This is a genomic window from Amycolatopsis orientalis, assembly GCF_000943515.2.
Classification (GTDB): Bacteria; Actinomycetota; Actinomycetes; order Mycobacteriales; family Pseudonocardiaceae; genus Amycolatopsis; species Amycolatopsis orientalis.
Genome location: NZ_CP016174.1, coordinates 984754 through 1000033 on the forward strand (window position 1 = coordinate 984754; position 15280 = coordinate 1000033).

12 protein-coding genes are annotated in these 15280 nt (G+C 66.6%); 6 read left to right on the forward strand and 6 right to left on the reverse strand.

What is annotated here, in order from left to right; genetic code table 11:
- Positions 1-50 precede the first annotated feature (50 nt).
- The 4 genes from SD37_RS04835 to SD37_RS04850 all read right to left on the reverse strand — a co-directional run bounded on the left by SD37_RS04835 (position 51) and on the right by SD37_RS04850 (position 7187).
- Positions 51-4055: a TIGR02680 family protein gene (locus SD37_RS04835; RefSeq protein WP_044851690.1), complete on the reverse strand. Its 4005-nt coding sequence runs from the start codon at positions 4053-4055 to the stop codon at positions 51-53.
- Positions 4052-5284, reverse strand: a complete 1233-nt coding sequence (locus tag SD37_RS04840; RefSeq protein ID WP_044851691.1) for a TIGR02678 family protein — start codon at positions 5282-5284, stop codon at positions 4052-4054. The genes SD37_RS04835 and SD37_RS04840 overlap by 4 nt, the downstream gene beginning before the upstream one ends.
- A complete protein-coding gene (locus SD37_RS04845; RefSeq protein WP_044851692.1) occupies positions 5281-6774 on the reverse strand; it encodes a TIGR02677 family protein in 1494 nt (497 codons plus the stop codon). The genes SD37_RS04840 and SD37_RS04845 overlap by 4 nt, the downstream gene beginning before the upstream one ends.
- An 86-nt stretch (positions 6775-6860) precedes the next feature.
- Positions 6861-7187, reverse strand: coding sequence for a hypothetical protein (locus tag SD37_RS04850; protein WP_044851693.1), 327 nt, complete (start codon positions 7185-7187; stop codon positions 6861-6863).
- Between the two features lie 108 nt (positions 7188-7295).
- Between SD37_RS04850 and msrA the strand changes: the two genes are divergently transcribed.
- The 6 genes from msrA to SD37_RS04870 all read left to right on the forward strand — a co-directional run bounded on the left by msrA (position 7296) and on the right by SD37_RS04870 (position 11919).
- The gene (msrA, locus tag SD37_RS04855; RefSeq protein ID WP_037317611.1) at positions 7296-7790 is read left to right on the forward strand and encodes a peptide-methionine (S)-S-oxide reductase MsrA; all 495 of its coding nucleotides are present in this window, start codon (positions 7296-7298) and stop codon (positions 7788-7790) included.
- Positions 7769-8239 carry a molybdenum cofactor biosysynthesis protein gene (locus tag SD37_RS04860; RefSeq protein ID WP_044851694.1) on the forward strand — a complete coding sequence of 157 codons (471 nt, stop codon included), beginning with the start codon at positions 7769-7771 and terminating at the stop codon, positions 8237-8239. The genes msrA and SD37_RS04860 overlap by 22 nt, the downstream gene beginning before the upstream one ends.
- Before the next feature lie 965 nt (positions 8240-9204).
- Entirely contained in the window at positions 9205-9927 is a 723-nt protein-coding gene (locus tag SD37_RS42465) for a hypothetical protein (protein ID WP_145926530.1), read from the forward strand.
- A 68-nt stretch (positions 9928-9995) separates the two neighbouring features.
- A complete protein-coding gene (locus tag SD37_RS41820; protein ID WP_083254877.1) occupies positions 9996-10292 on the forward strand; it encodes a hypothetical protein in 297 nt (98 codons plus the stop codon).
- A gap of 62 nt (positions 10293-10354) precedes the next feature.
- Positions 10355-11470 (forward strand): wnt family protein, encoded by a 1116-nt coding sequence (locus SD37_RS04865; protein ID WP_236725269.1) that lies wholly within the window; start codon positions 10355-10357, stop codon positions 11468-11470.
- A gap of 2 nt (positions 11471-11472) precedes the next feature.
- On the forward strand, positions 11473-11919 hold the full coding sequence (locus SD37_RS04870) for a hypothetical protein (RefSeq protein ID WP_236725270.1): 447 nt from the start codon (positions 11473-11475) through the stop codon (positions 11917-11919).
- Between the two features lie 83 nt (positions 11920-12002).
- Here SD37_RS04870 and SD37_RS43020 read toward each other — a convergent pair whose 3' ends face one another.
- Both SD37_RS43020 and SD37_RS41825 read right to left on the reverse strand, forming a co-directional pair.
- Positions 12003-12245, reverse strand: coding sequence for a hypothetical protein (locus SD37_RS43020; protein WP_044851696.1), 243 nt, complete (start codon positions 12243-12245; stop codon positions 12003-12005).
- On the reverse strand, positions 12242-15280 hold the full coding sequence (locus SD37_RS41825) for an AAA domain-containing protein (RefSeq protein ID WP_083254878.1): 3039 nt from the start codon (positions 15278-15280) through the stop codon (positions 12242-12244). Before SD37_RS41825 ends, SD37_RS43020 begins: the two co-directional genes overlap by 4 nt.

Consider the following 15280-nt stretch of genomic DNA (forward strand, 5'->3'; position numbering starts at 1 on the left):
ACGACACTCAACACTCACGACCACGGACGGCCTGCGCCGATCTCAAGTGCCTAATGCGGTTCGGCGGGCAAGAGGTCGTGCCCGTTCCAGGTGAACCGGGCCGTGGTGACCGCGTCGTCGCCGTCCCCGCCGGTGATCAGCTGATGGATCCCGACGCCGCTGAGTTCGGCGTAGGTGCACCATTCGTGGTCCGACGTCAGCATCAGGTCGAGGTCGAGCGCGGACAGCAGGCCGAAGACCTGCCCCCGGTTCGTGGTGTCGACGCCGACGAAGACCTCGTCGAGCAGGATCACCCGCGGCGCCTCCGGTACGGCCTGATAGTGCGCGGCGACGGCGGCGAACAGCGGAAGGTGTAGCGCGATCGCCTTCTCCCCACCGGAAAGCGCGCCGTGCAGCTTCTTGGTCAGCAGCTGCCAGCCCGCCCCGTTGGCGCGGTCCACCTTGACCACGAACCGGTGCCAGGACGTGTAGTCGAAGACCTGCGCGAGCTGCTGTTCCCAGCTGGTCGCGGTGTCGTCCGCCTTCGCCTGCTCGACGCGCTCGCGGAAGAACCGGTGCAGCGATACGCGGTCTTCGGCGGTCAGCTGGTCCGGATCCTTCAGCAACAGGTCCCGCGCGGTCTTGGTGCCCGGCGGCAGATCGGGGGAGACCTGCCAGACCAGCCGGACGGCGACCCTGGACGCGGTCCGCACCCGTTCCAGGCGCGCGTTCATCCCGTCGACGAGGTCGTTGGCCTGCCGGATGCGGGCCGCGAGATGACGGCGGGTGTCACCGGTCAGCGTCTTGTCGAACAGATCGCTCTCGCGGTCGGTGATCTCGTGCCTGCTCTGTTCCGCCTCGGCGTAAAGGATCTTCAGCAGTTCGGCCGCGCCGACCCGCAGCCCGTCGACGACGGCGGTGAAGATCTGGACGTCCTCGTCGGTCTCCAGATCGAGTTCCGCGCGCGAGCTGAGCGTGTTCCGGCAGGTGTGCACGGCCTCGGAAAGCCGGTGCAGTGCCTCGCCGAGATTGCTCGGGGCGTGCGGCACGGACGGCCACGCCGCGGCCACCAGCCGGGCCGTGTCGAGCGCGGCCTGCACCCCTTCGGACGCGGACAAGGTGGCCTGGAACTTCGGGAGGTCCTCGATCCCGCCGTCCGCCGGGAAGACCCCGGTCGCGAGTTTCCGGAACCGGAGCGCGGCCGCGTCCTGTTTCGCTGCGGCGTCCTCGCGGGCCTGCGCGTCGGTCGTGCGCTGGACGCCGAGGGCGCCCAGGCGGACGGCGAGATCCGTGACCGTGCGGTTCGCGGCACGCAGTTCGTCGCCGAGTTCCCGCAGTTTCGTGCGCAGGCCGTCGATTTCGGCGAGCACCTCGCGCTGGCCGGTGTCGGCGGTGCCTTCGATGGCGTCGAGCATCGCGGTGAGCTTGGTGCGCTCGGCCTCCGCCTCGGCGGCCTCCTCCTCGCGCCGGGCCGCGTTCGCCTCGGAGCGTGCCGCCTGTTCGGCGAAGATTTCGGCCCGCTGGCTCGCCGCACGCAGGATCCCGTGCTCGTACAGCCAGTTCTCGCCCTGGTCGGAATAGGTGCGCAGCGCCGTGGCGAGCGCGGTCAGCGGCGCGCGTTCGGTCGGCAGCCCGTTTTCCGAAGCCTGGCCGGTCAGCTCGTGCAGGGCGTTCTTGGCCTCGGTCTCCAGCGCGGAGACGGTCGTCTCCCGGTGCCGGACGACGGCGTCCGCGGCGGTCAGATCAGCCTCGGCCCTGGTCAGTTCTCCAGTCGCGGCGAGAAGATCCTCGTGGCTGGGCCGGGCGGCGCGTTCGATCTTGATCAGCTCGCGCCTGCCGCGCAGGGCGGCCAGTTCGCCTTCCAGCTCGGCGATCGTCTTCTCGCGGAGGGTGATCTCGTCCCGCAGTTCGGCGATGCGGAGTTCGCGGGCGTGACGGCGGGCCGACGAGCCGATGTACGCCGGCCTCCGCTTCTCCCAGCTCCCGGTCAGCCCGCCCATCCGCCAGCCGCCGTCCGCGCCGATCGCGGCGGGCCCCGGCGGCAGCGTGTCGTCGAAGGCAATGGCTTCCAGCACCCGCCGGATCTTCGCCGGGGCGAGTTCCGCGTCGGGTTCCGGCACGAGGACGTCGGCGAGCGAACGGCCGGAAACCGACGGCAGCGTCGCGGTTTCCGCGAGTACGTCGTGTCCGTCGACGACGCCGTGCGAGTTCACCCAGGCGTCCAGCAGCCCGGCGCCTTCGAGTGCGGCTTCGATCCCGGCGCGCGCGTCCTCCGGGACGGAGACGGCGAAATCGACCAGCCGCCACAGCGGCGCGCCGCTCATCTCGGCCCGGTCCGCCGTGCGGGTGCGCGGCGACGTGGGCAAGAGGACGTCTTCGGTTTCGAGCACACCCGCCTCGACGAGGAGTTCGTCGTGTTCGGTGCGCGCGGTGGCCAGCGCGGCGCCCGTCGCCGCCTCCTGCCGGATGATGTCTTCGAGCACGGTCTCGGCGACCGCGCTGACCTTGTCCAGCAGCGCGGCTTCCGCCTCGGCCTCCCGCACGAGCGCTTCCGCGTCGGGGAAACGCAGCTCGCGGCAGCCGATCGCCCATTCGGCGAGCCGGGTGCGCAGATCGCTCAACGCGAGTTCGCGGGTCGCCGTCGTGAGATCCAGTTTGTCCTGCGCGACCGAGAAATCCGACCTCGCCTGGTCCAGATCCGCCTCGGCCTGGTGACGGCGGGCGACGGCGCGCTCGTGCTTGTCCAGTGTCCTGGCGACGGCCTCGACCTGCTCACGTTTCCCGCGGACCGCGGCCTGCAGCAGCGGGCGGAGCCGGGCCGGTTCACCCTGCTTGGTCGATTCATCAAGCCCCGCGACGAGTTCGTCGTGCACCCCGGCCAGATTCGCCCGCGTCGCCGCGGCCCGGACGTCGGCCTCCTGCGCGCGAACGAGATCCGCCTGCCGTTTCACGACCTGCTGCGCGGCCCGCGATCGCTCCTCGTCGGCGTCCGCCTCGGCACGGAGCCGGTCGGCGTCCGCGCGGAGCGTTTCCGCCTGCTCCTTCGCCGAAAGGGTCCGCTGCCGCAGTTTGTCGAGTTCCTGGCCCTTGCGGTACGACTCCGATTCGGTCAGCCCCGAGATACGGGCCTCGGCCTCCTCCACGTCCTTTTCGAGCTTCGCCGCGCGTTCCTCGGCGGCTTCCTTGCGCGCGGCGACCTCGTCGTACTCCTCGGCCGAACGGCGGGCGGCCGCGGCGAGTTCGTCGAGTTCGGTGGTCGCGGCGATGAGGTTCGCGGCGCCCGCGCGCAGCACGCGCTGGGCGTAGGTCTTCTGCCGCGCGGCGAGCGCGCGGGTCGCGTCGACCTCGGTCTCCAGCGAGCCCAGCCGTTCGCGTTGCGCGTCGAGCCGTTCGAACCCCTCGGCGAGGTCCGCGATCTCCTGCTGTCCCAGCGGTGGGAGCGCGCGGGACAGCAGGTTGGACAGCAGGCTCGGGTCGAGCCGCTGCGAGAGTTTGGGCATCCGCAACTGGAGGAGCGCGGTGATCAGCGCGTCGTAGCGCTGCTCGCTCAAGCCGGGGAACAGTTTCGCGCGGATTTCGGTGCGGTATTCGGCCGCGCCGGCGTGCACGGTCCCGCGTTCGCCGAGGTGTTCCTCCAGTGCGTTCCTGGTCAGCGGCTGGCCCGCCTCGTTGACCAGCGGCAGGCCGTCGCCGACCCGCAGCCCGGTGGTGAAGAAGTCGGCGTGCACCGTGCTGGTGTGCGTACTCGCCTGCAGCCGGGCGCCGCAGGTGAACCAGTCGTCTTCGCCCCGGCGGAATTCGAGCCAGACGTATCCGACACGAGTGGCGCCGGAAGCGCCTTCGCCCATCAGGTTCCAGTGCATGCTGCGCTCGCTGGTGCCGAAGGTCGACAGCCGGTTGGCGCGCAGGCTCGCGTCGAACAGGAACGGCAGCAACAGTTCCAGCGCCTTGGACTTCCCGCTCCCGTTGGGGCCGCGCAACAGCAGGCGCCCGTCGTGGAACTCGAAGATCTCGTCGTAGTAGCGCCAGATGTTGAGGATGCCCGCGCGGGACGGGATCCACCTCGTCACGGTCACGTCGCCTCCTCTTTCCGGCCGGGGTCCCGGTCGGTGTATCTCGCGGCGGCCGGGAGCGGCCGGACGAGTTCGGCTTCGACGCGGACCAGCCCGAAGCCGGTCAGCACCGCGAGCGCGTCGACGGTCAGCCGCCGCACGCCGTCCTTGCCCCGGTAGGTCTTGGCCCAGCGCGGGAACCGTTTCAGCAGCTTCGCGGTGGCGCCCCGCAGGTAGTCGGTCGTCCGCGGTTCGTCGAGCACGTCGAGCAGCAGGAGCGCGGCGACCTTCGCGTTGCTGCCGTCGTCCGGGAACCGCTCGTCGGTGGCGATGCCGTCGACGTCGACGAGCAGCACCCCCTCGGCCCGCTCTTCGAGGACGAACCCGCCCTGTTCCGCCGCGCGGCGCAGCAGCTGACGCCCGGTCGGCGAGCCGAGATACGCGCGCTCCTCGGCGGTGAGTTCGGCGAAGTACAGCACGGGATCGTCGACGAGACGGCGGAAGACCGAATGCCGGAGCCACAGGTTCCGCTGGACGTCGGACGCGTTCGGCGTGTCCTCGTGGCGGCCTGAGGAGAGGCCGTAGCGCTGCTCGTACGACACCGCGTCCAGTAGTTCCTCGAACCGCAGCGCGACGTCGTCGGCGGGTACGGCGAGCTGCGACGGCCCGACCGGGGCGGCGAGCAGGCGCAGCAGCAGCGTCGCGTCGACCCGGAACAGCACCTTCGCCGTGGTCTCGTCCACAAAGGACTCGGCGTCGCCGTCGGCCGTCGTGAGGACGCCGTAGGACTCCAGCAGTTTGAGGACGTCCACGAACGCGATGCGCTCGGCCCGGCTGGTGACGTCGAAGGTGGTGACGAGGTCGTCGGCGGCGCTCGCGCGGGTGACACGGTCGGCGAGGAGGCCGATGGTGGTCACCGGCACGGTCAGGAGTTCGGCCGCCACCACGCAGAGCAGCACGTAGCGGCGGCGGTCGAACGCCGCGCGTCCGGAGCGCAGGCGCCGGGCCGGCCGGGTGGGGTCGGCGGACGCGCGGACCTTGACCAGCCGCGCGTAGCCGAGCCGCGGTTCGACGGTGAGCGTCCAGCCGCAGTAGTAGTCGAACCACTGCCGGATGGGTTCGCGGCGGCGCCGGATGAGGTCGAAGGTCTCGGGGGAGCCGCGTTCGCCGATCAGCGGCTTGGCCAGCAGGGCCCGGATCCCGCGAGCGACCTCCTCACGCTCCGCGATGACCAGTTGGTTCGTGAGGCTCACGCACCGCCTCCGGCCGTGCTGATCTCGATCTCGTAATCGGGCCCGCGGAAGACGCCGCTCGTCGTGGTGAGGCGCGCGACCGCGCCGTTGTGCGGCGGCCTCAGGATGATCTCGATCTGACCGTCGGACGTCGTGCTCCGGCGGGTGCCGCCGGTGCCGGGGCTGCTGCCGAGCGCTTGGCCCAGCAGGTCCAGCAGCCGCTCGAAGACGGTGTGGTCCAGCTTCTCGAACGCCGAAAGCCGCACGACCCCGCCGGTGTCGAGCATGCTCCACGCCGCCTCGAGTTCGGCACGTTCCGCGATCGCCTGCCGGACCCGCGCGGCCCGGATCGCGCTGACGTCACGGACCCTTCCGGTCCTGGTGAACCGCTCGGTGCGGCCCGCGGACCGAAGCAGCTCGGAAACCTCGACCGGGGGCGCGTCGAGCCACGACGCCGTCGTGCTGACCACCTCGGGGTCGGCGTGGGCGAGATGCGCGTGCCGCGCGGAACTGAGCCCGAACATCGTGGACCACAGGCGATGCAGGTCCTCCTGCGCCGGGACGACGGTGAACCACCGTGCCAGCTCCCGGAAATCGGCGACCGCGCTGCTCGCGCGCCGCCGCGATTCGGTGATCCGGTCCAGGACCTGGAGAAGCGTGATGATCGCCCGCCGCGCGACCTGGTGGAGGTCCTCGACCCGCGGCGTCGCGCCGTCTTCGGGCAGGAACCACGCGCGGAGCCCGTCCCAACGCGCCTTGCGCACTTCGAGCCAGCGCTGATCCGGACCTGGCAAGGCGGCCCCGTTGAGCGCGCGCCGGTGCACACGCTCGACGCCGTACTCGTCGATCTCCTTGACGCGGGTGGCGATGGTGTGGGTGTGATGCTCCAGGTCGTTCAGGAACTGCTGCAGATACGCCACCGTGGACGCCTTGACCTCGTGAAACGTCGAGAGGTCCGCTTCCGCGCGCAGCAGGCGTTGCAGGTCGCCGTTGAACCGCTTCGTGTTGTCCCGGAACGATTCGAGGTGGCTCTCGATCTCGGCGAGCGTGCTGAACACGCGCCTGTCGGTGCCGTCCTCCAGCTGCCTGACCAGTTCGCCGAGCCGCTCGCCGAGCGCGTCGAGCGTCGCCGTCTGCAGCGCCCCGGCCCCGGCGAGGACCTCGTTCGCGCGAACGATCCCGGCGAGCGCCGCTTCACCCTGTCGCGTGAGCGAGTACTGCAGATTGCGGCGTTCGTACTCGGACGCCGTCCGGTAGTCGCCCGCGTGATTCTGGACGATGTCGAGGTGGCTCTGGCTCCTCAGCTGCTCCAGCGCCTTGGCGAGATCCTCGTCGTCCAGCGTCTCCAGCCAGCCGGTTTCTCGCAGCCGCGTGCGGATGTCGTCGATACCGAGCGCCGTCTCGAGCCGCTCGTTCGCCTCACCGAAGACGTGCAGGATCGCCAGGGGAAGCCCGGACTTGCTGCCGTCGGTGAAACGGAACATTTCGGGCGGTACACGGATCGGATCCATGCGGCCTCCGGCGGTGGTGCGTGGAGCTACACGTTAGGGGGTCACCCAGGCGAGTCCGAACGGCCCATCTTTTTCACGCTGTGTACTCAGGTCGTGAACAGCTCAAGGTGCACGGTGGTCCCCTCGACGGTGACCTTCCGGACCACGCGGCGCCCGTTGACGAGCCGGTCGTCCGCCATGACCCCGGGCGCGAAGTTCGACGCTTCGAGCAGCTTGGGCACGTCCTCCGCCGGAAGGGTCAGGACGACCTGGTACCTCGAGTCGATGCCCCGGTCGTACTTCGTCTCCAGGACTTTCCCGCTCGCGGGCATCGAGATCCCGCCGAATCGGAAGGCGTCCTCGGGTGACGGAGCCGGCTCTGGGGTCGCGCAGCCGGCCAGCAGGAGGGCGAGGACCGCGATCAGGGCTTTCACCTAGCGTGAGACGCACGGTGAACGTAAGCGTTCCGTCACACTTGGGCGGGGATGACAGGGGCGCCCGGACACGTTGTACTGGTTGTCAACGACCAGAGGAGATCAATCGTGACGGAAAAGGCTGTTCTCGCGGGCGGCTGCTTCTGGGGTATGCAGGACCTGTTCCGCCGGCACCCCGGAGTCGTCTCCACCAGGGTCGGCTACACCGGCGGCGACGTACCGAACGCGACCTACCGCAACCACGGCTCGCACGCCGAAGGCATCGAGATCGTCTTCGACCCGGCGCAGCTGTCGTACCGGCAGATCCTGGAATTCTTCTTCCAGATCCACGACCCGACGACCCGCAACCGCCAGGGCAACGACATCGGCACCAGCTACCGGTCGGCGATCTTCTACACCGACGACACGCAGAAGCAGATCGCCGAACAGACGATCGCCGACGTCGACGCCTCCGGCAAGTGGCCGGGCAAGGTCGTCACCGAGGTGACCCAGGCCGGCGACTTCTGGGAAGCCGAGCCCGAACACCAGGACTACCTGGAGCGCATCCCGAACGGCTACACCTGCCACTACGTGCGGCCGGAATGGCAACTGGGCGAGCGCTGATCGTCGCGCTGCACGTCTCTTCCGTGCACGCTTACGAGGGCCGTCCCTCCGACGGCCCTCGGCCCGATCCTGCTCCGGTCTCGCGCGACCACGTCGAGGTGCGCGCGGGGCTGGGGCTGGTGGGGGACCGGTACTTCGGCCACTCCGCCCATCGCGAGGCCGCGGTGACGTTGTTCTCGGCTTCCGTGCCTGGTGACCCGCTGCTTGCTCGGCGGAACATCGTGCTTTCGGGGTTCGATGTGGATGCTTTGCCGCGGGGGTCTGTGGTCACGTTGGATTCTGGCGATGGTCCGGTGCGGTTCGAGGTGCACCGGCTCGCTAATCCTTGCGCTTGGATGGACGTCGTCTACGAGCCTGGCACCTTCCGCTCTTTGCGGGGTAGAGGTGGGAAGCGGTGCGTGCCGCTGGATGACGGGGTTCTACGTGTCGGGCCAGTGGAGATCTCGTAGACCCGCTTGATCTGGTCCGGCGTCATGCTTCGTCGCTGGTAGCCGTACTGGGCCGCTAGCGGTGCGAGAAACGCGTCTGCCTGGAAGTGCGCATCGATGGCTGGCTCGATTTCACTGATCGATATGACCAGGTGACTGTGGTGTAGCCGGCATGCGTCGGTGACGAACCGCGCCATCGGCCTCTCCGTCTCCGCGGCCATCAACAGTGCCCGTGTGACTTGAGTCTGTCGACGTACGCATCCATGAAGGCTTTGAGTCGTTCTTCTGGCGGCGCGCCTGGTCCCAACGGAGGCGATCCGCTGATGAACGCCTCCTGAAACTCGCATTCGTACTCGACGAGCAACGCCTGCGCCAATGCACCTTTGTCGGAAACCGCCGATACACAGTCCCGACCCCGGCGTCGGCCTTCGCCGCGCGAGCCCGTCGATCCCTTTGGTTGTCACAAGCCTGGCCGTCGCGCGGACGATCTTCTGCCGGTTGCGAGTCGTGTCCGCCCGCTCTACCGGACCGGATCCTGCGGTGGGAAGCACGGCGGCCATGTCAGTCAGCTTCGGACGCTACGGGAAGGTGGGAAGAACCTCTGGAAGAGGACCTGCGACGAGGCGCTCGTCAGCACTTCCGGCACCTTCACCGTCGAAGGTCCTCCAGGGCCGACGAAGGCTCGTGCCGACTAGGTGATCTACGTGGCTGATGAGGGCATGACACTGGTCTGTGTCACCTAGCCGCACTGGCCGGCCGTCATGGAACCTTCGGCCGAAGCTCATCGCCTCGGCGATTTTCACGAAGCCTGAAATTCGAAAAGCGTGGCACAGGCCCACATATGGTGCGGATTTATGTCGTCCAGCTTCCTGTTTTATAGGGTTTCGACACGTGCGTGGTGCACCAGTATTCCCTGATCCGGGTTCGTGGGCTGTTGCTATCCTGCGGCGTACGTTGATCACCGGGATCGCCGGAGGGGGTTCGGAATGGGGAAGAAGAAAACGAAAACAAGCGGGCCTCCGCCGTGGACCCAGCGCGACGAGGTGCTGCGCTACACGTGCTATCTCGCGGCCATGCTGGCGGGCGGGCACGATCTCAGTCAGACGCCGGAAGTGCTCGCGCCCTTTCCGGCGGTCAACGCCGATGACGAACGGCTGTGGGCGGTAGGGCAATTCATTCTGTCCGACTTTCGACCACTGGGGGACGGAAGTTGGCAAGTCAATACGCCGATGGTCTTCGGCACTGGAGCGGTAGGGCTGGGTTTGGTCGCCGGCTCGCTGATCGGTGGAGCCGTCGCCAAGTCTCGGGCACGCACAGCTGCGCAGGCGGCTGCCGTACCTCGATGGGTGCCTATAGTCCGAGGTTCCCTCTATGTCAGCAGCTACGGCTTCTACATGTATACGCCGCAGGTACTCAGGTGGCACTGGAGTGCTATCACCGCAGCGAGCATCGTGGCCCCCGCGACTTTGCATTTCACCGGGGAGAGCACCAACGGTCCCATTTCGCGGCTTCTGCAGTCGGACTACGCGGAGCTGGTGTTCGTGAGTTGGGCGCTCGATCAGCATCGGCAGCATCCACAACTGGTTACGGGTGGCTGGCTGCCGCATGGCTGGCTCCAGCATGCCGGTTTTCATGGCAGGCAACCTGATGCGGTTCCTGGCCTACTGCCTGCTTTGCCGTCTGCGGAAACTTCGGTAGCTGCCGACTGAATCGAATCCGCGCAATGCTTGAACCTCCCAAACAGGACAAGTAGCCTCAAGTCGAGGGGGAGGGGTGGATGACCGGGTTCGAAGCTGATCCGAAAACCCTGCGCGACGCGGCTGATCAGGCAAAGCGTGCCGCAGTAATCGTTCGTGAACTGGATCTGGAGAGGGTGACAGCACTTTCCGGTGCATTGACCGGTACGGAGTCCGCGAAGACCGCTACCGAGCTTGGTCCGCATTGGGAGAACTCAATCGGCGTCTGGGCGAAGGCTGTGGATTCCTATGCGGCGTCGCTGACCACTGCCGCGACTGCGTACCGGGTTCGGGATGACGCAGGTGAGCAGGGATTCGACGGGGTAGGTGGTCGATGATGGTCACGTGGGCCGATGTCAGCCGGTGGAAGGCTGAAGGGATAGGACAGATCGGTGACCACTTGGCCGCGCAGAACCGCCAGGTGCTCGGCTTGCAGGACGAGATCGAGGGTGCCAAGCCCGCCGGGTGGGCCGGGGAAGCAGCGGACGCGGCGGCCGAGAATCTTCGCGTCCGATGTCAGGAACTCGAGGACCTCGCGGCGCGATTGTCCGCCGCCGTGAAGATCATCGATGACACGGAGCAGGCGGTGCGCGATTTGGTACGCAGCGTCGAGACGACAGAGGACTTCGCCGCCAAGAACGGCTTCCGGATCGACGACAGCAAGGTCGTCGAGACCGAGGAAGCCACCGGCTTTCTCTCCAGTGTGCTCTTGCAAGTCGAGGTGGAAGCCATCCTGGCCCGCGCCGACCAGATCGACACTGAACTGAACTCCGTGCTCAAGCGCATCCTGGCAGGCGAGATCGGTGACGATGGCGCGACGACGTTGGCGGCGGCCGCCGCGGCCGGCGAAGACCGCATCGTCGACGAACAACGGCACCGCGAGCTCCTTGGGAAGTACCAGGTCAGGACGGACGGCACCACTGTGTGGCCGAGTGGTCTGACGGGTTGGCTCGCGGAGCGGGCGGGTTTCACGAAGGAGAAGATCACTCAAGCCGAGGCCAAACTGCTCGACGATCTGCAGATGCGCAAAGGATTGCTCGGGCTCAAGGAGTTCGCCGACATTCGGCAGGACGCCTTGCATGTCGCCGAGGGCAAGTTCGAGGGCAAAGGCCTGACCGACGGGCACGCCGACGCGTTCCGCCACGCCTACTGGAACGCGATGATGACGCAGCGGTACGGAGAGGAATGGGCCCGCGACTTCGCCACGGCGCACGAACGGAACCCGAGCAGCCACCATGTCCCCGTGGCCATGGACCTGCACAACAACGAAGTCGGCCGCTCGATCGCCCGGGCCCACCCGGACGCCAGTCCGGAGGAGTTGGCGAACCTGGTCGAACAGGCGGTCAAGGACGGCAAAATGGTGGTCATCGACAAGAACGACACACTGGTATCGTCCAATGAATCGCCTCCAGGCGAGACCCGCGAAACCAAGAACAAGCCCTGGCCAACGGACAATCCGGGGCGCAATGACGACCATGACCCCGGCGATCCGTCGGCGACTCCGGACCAATACTGACCATGCGCTTGATCGTGACTCTGCTCGCCCTTCTCGCCCTCGTGGCGGGCTGCGGTACGAGTACCCCAGGAGTGACAGTGGAATTCGACGAAGGTCTCGAGAAGACGATCGGCGATCTCGCCAGAATAGGCGGCTCGCGACCGCTCAAGGAACTGGCACCCGGCGATTGGACGTCAGTGCAGGTCCTCACCGGCCCCGCTTCAGGCGCGCGGATCGAACGCGAACTCGGTAGGCCCGTCACGGTCGAGGGCGACGGTACGCACAGTGGGGACTACATCCAGGACGGCAATCTGCTGGTGTTCGACCGTGACGGCACCACTACGCGGATGGTCAGCCTCGGAACTCTCGCCGCCCTCGGTGAGGGCAAGTACCGGGCCGATGTGGTGCTGCAAGCGCGAGGTGGGGCCATAACGATGACGGACCCGGACGGCCGTCCCGCAGGTGGCTGAGCGAGCTGACGCTACGACGAGACCGGAATTGAGCCCGCGCCGGGTGCGGCATCAGGCCGTCCGGTGTCGGTGACACTCGTGATCTAGGAATTGATGCTGAGGCGGTGTTGCTCGGCGATTTCCTTGGCTTCGCTCTTGCGTGCGAATTCGGCGAACAAGAGGCTCTTGCGCTCCTGTATTTCGCGCATCCGTTCGCTGGCGCTTCCCTTCGCCGGCAGGCGATGGACCTGAGCCTTCGGATTTGGCCCATCCGATACGCCCGAGCGATGGTTGAGCAAAACAGCATGTCCTTCGAAGAAGGTGATGCGGAAACCTTTGAAGATCATGACTTCGTCGTCGGCAACCAGCGGGCGACTTGCGTAAGAGCGACATTCTCATCGACATGCCAAAGCTTGAGTTTTGCGTCCCACTGCGCCTTGACCGTCCGCTTGGCCTCGTGCCGCTCCTCGTACGGTACTTGCAGATACAGTCGCCCCTCGATCACATCGCCAGGACTGACTTTCTGCGCGGTTCCGACTTGCGGACTAGGGCCACTCCGGAACCGGCGTGCCGCCAGCGGTCGTTCCCTGCGCGCGGTGGTCATGATCCGCCGCACCCGCTCACAGGCACTCACGTCGGTGATGCGCATCATGAGGTCTGTCGGCCCGGTATTCGCCAGAAGATTGAGCGAGCCATGCCACAGCACGATCCCGTCCACGATCACGACCTTTTCGTGCATACGTTCGCGGTACGACACCTCGCAACCGGCCGCTCGCAAGTCTTCTGCGAGTTGGACCGCAACCGTCTCTTCCTCGGGCGGTCGCGTAAACACAGTGACCTGAATCCCGTTCGCCAACCGCGGGGCGAGTCGGCCCAGCCATCGTTTTACCGCTCGCCGATCAAGGAAAGGAGAGTAGATCTCCAGGCTGCGTACGGCGTGGTCGATATCCCATTCGATGGCGCGAGGTACTTCATCCGCGGGGAAGAAGGCAGGGCGAGCAAGTTCCTCTTTGGACAGGCCGGACAGATCAGCGGCTTCACGTACGGGAACCAGGTCGTCGACCGAGATGCGGTCGGCATGGCGCACCAGATGGTCGAGCATGTGTGCGGCTTCGCTCCCGGGTTGGAGGCGCTCACCGAGGAAATCCACATCCGCAACGACGACGAGGTGGTCCTGCGCACGACTCAACGCGACGTTCAGCAGGCGGCAGGTTGTCGACGACAACCCGGTTTCCGCGTAGAACATGCCGAGCTCGTCGCCGGCGCCGGCGACCGTATCGATGACCACGACGGGTCGCTGGCTTCCCTGGAACCTGTGAACTGTGTCCACCAGTCCCTCGTATGGTTCACCGAAACGGTATCGGAGACTCGCTTTCAGGGACCGCACCTGGTCTTTGTAAGGCGCGATTACGGCGAGACGATCGGTGACGCGGTCACCATCTGCGGCGGTGTCGGCCTTTCGGCCTGGCAGTACAGTGTCGTACTGAAGTCCGCGGATGTACTCGTGGATCACGGCTTCGTGCACCGGGTTGGTCTTGTGTGCGCCGTAGTTGCCGCGGGTGTTCGGGACTCGTCGGGCGGAAGTGTCGACGAGTACGACCGCCCCCGTGAGCAAAGGCGAATCCGGCAACCGGCTCACATCGTTCCGAAGTGTGCGGAGCGGGCTGTCCGGGTATGCAACCGCGTTCACCACCGCGCAGATTTCCGGACGCATCCGGTACTGCGAGTCGAGACAGATCATTCGAGAGTCAGGTTTCGCCGTTCCGGAGGCGTCGACGAGCCCCGCTGCGGTGAATACGTCCTGGTCCATCCACCGTTTCGAGTGGTCGCGTTCGGCCGGTGTGGCAGTTCTGCTGGTCGAGCCATGCGTTATCGGAGGAAGCTGTCGGAAGTCTCCGGCAAGTACGACCCGCTTCGCCGCCAGCCCGGCCGCATACCAGGCTGAAGGCAGGTCGACCATCCCGGCCTCATCGATGATCACGAGGTCGATCGCGGGCATCAGCGCAGTTGACTGCACAGCTTTAGAGACGGTCGCGCCCATGACCCGGCAGTGGTCCCGTACCGCCGCCGCGATGTCCATTCGTTCCTTCTCGAAGCAGGTCAGTGCATCAGTCAGGTCGCGTTCCATCGTCCTGAGGCGCGCCAGCGGCTGAATACGGGATAGCCGGGGCAGCTGGTCTTGCAGCTGCTGAACCACAAGGTCCAGAGCCGCATTACAGGCTAGAAGGTCTTGATCACCGGCTCGACGCAACAGACGGACCTCTTCGGCCGTTGTCAAGTGTCGGCTTGCCTTCAGTCGTAAGGAGCGGATCTTCTCTTCACGTCGCCCCGCGAACATACCGGCCTGACCCTCCAGGCGATCTGCCCGCGCCGTGCAGTCGGATGCCGCCTGTTCCTCTCGTCGTGAGCTGAGATCGTGTTCGGAGACAGTGAGTGCGAGTTGCCGTGCGCGCTCCTCCAACTCGTGACGCTCGACCGTGGCGGTCTGGATTTGCCGATGCAGCTCGATGCCGGCGCGAACGTTCTTGAGACGCGCGGTGGTCTCGTCGATGCGTGCGGTCAGCTCTGTCGTCAACCGGGCCGCGATGTCACTGGATCTGATCGCCGGACCGTACCGTCGCTCCAGTGATGGGACGGCGATCTCGCCGTTGCGTTGGACCAGGCCGGACATGAACTGGTCCTCGTGTTCGAACAGCTCGCAGACGCGCTCCAAAGCCTGGTCGACCGCGACATGGGTAGGCGCCAAGAAAAGCACTCGCAGACCCTGCCTGTAAGAGCCTTCGATGATGCGGCTGAGGACGTCCGTTTTCCCGGTGCCAGGTGGTCCCCAGATGAACGTGATGTCGCTCCCCAGGGCATGGTCGATCGCCAGCCGTTGTCTGCTGTTCAGTCCAAGTTTTTCGTAGCCCTGTACAAGCCGAGCGATCTCGGTGCAACGTCCGATTCTCGGGGAGCCCTCTCCGAAAATCCACGACGCCGTCGTTGTATTGAACGACTTGGGATCGTCACCAATGGTCGCGATGCGGTCGGCAAGCAGCTCGAGTGTCGCCGTGTCGTCGGCGCGGAGTTGCATGCTGCCCGGGTTCTGGCCCCAATCGGTCGTGGAGGTCAGTCTGATCTTTCCATCGGGCATGAGCGAGGCGGTCGCTCGGGACCACTGTTTCCGCGACCGCGATGGCCGCAGGAGGTACCGGTTGCGAGGCGCGGGCTGCCATTTCGGGGCCGAGAAGACGTAGTCGTAGCCCGCATCGGTACTGGCCAGCAGGCTTCCGTCACGGAGTGTGGTCTTTTCGGCATCTGAGCCGCTTCCGGAAAGTATGGCAGCGACCTCGTACCGGATCGCCGTGACCAGGTCGTCGATCGGGTAGTTCCGTGTCGCCAT

Excerpts from the sequence above, each read along its gene's own strand:
- SD37_RS43020 (WP_044851696.1), bottom strand. The coding sequence starts at position 12,245 with ATGATCTTCAAAGGTTTCCGCATCACCTTCTTCGAAGGACATGCTGTT.
- SD37_RS04870 (WP_236725270.1), top strand. The coding sequence starts at position 11,473 with ATGCGCTTGATCGTGACTCTGCTCGCCCTTCTCGCCCTCGTGGCGGGC.
- SD37_RS41820 (WP_083254877.1), top strand. The coding sequence starts at position 9,996 with ATGACCGGGTTCGAAGCTGATCCGAAAACCCTGCGCGACGCGGCTGAT.
- SD37_RS04860 (WP_044851694.1), top strand. The coding sequence starts at position 7,769 with ATGGCAACTGGGCGAGCGCTGATCGTCGCGCTGCACGTCTCTTCCGTG.
- SD37_RS41825 (WP_083254878.1), bottom strand. The coding sequence starts at position 15,280 with ATGGCGACACGGAACTACCCGATCGACGACCTGGTCACGGCGATCCGG.
- SD37_RS04845 (WP_044851692.1), bottom strand. The coding sequence starts at position 6,774 with ATGGATCCGATCCGTGTACCGCCCGAAATGTTCCGTTTCACCGACGGC.
- SD37_RS42465 (WP_145926530.1), top strand. The coding sequence starts at position 9,205 with ATGGGGAAGAAGAAAACGAAAACAAGCGGGCCTCCGCCGTGGACCCAG.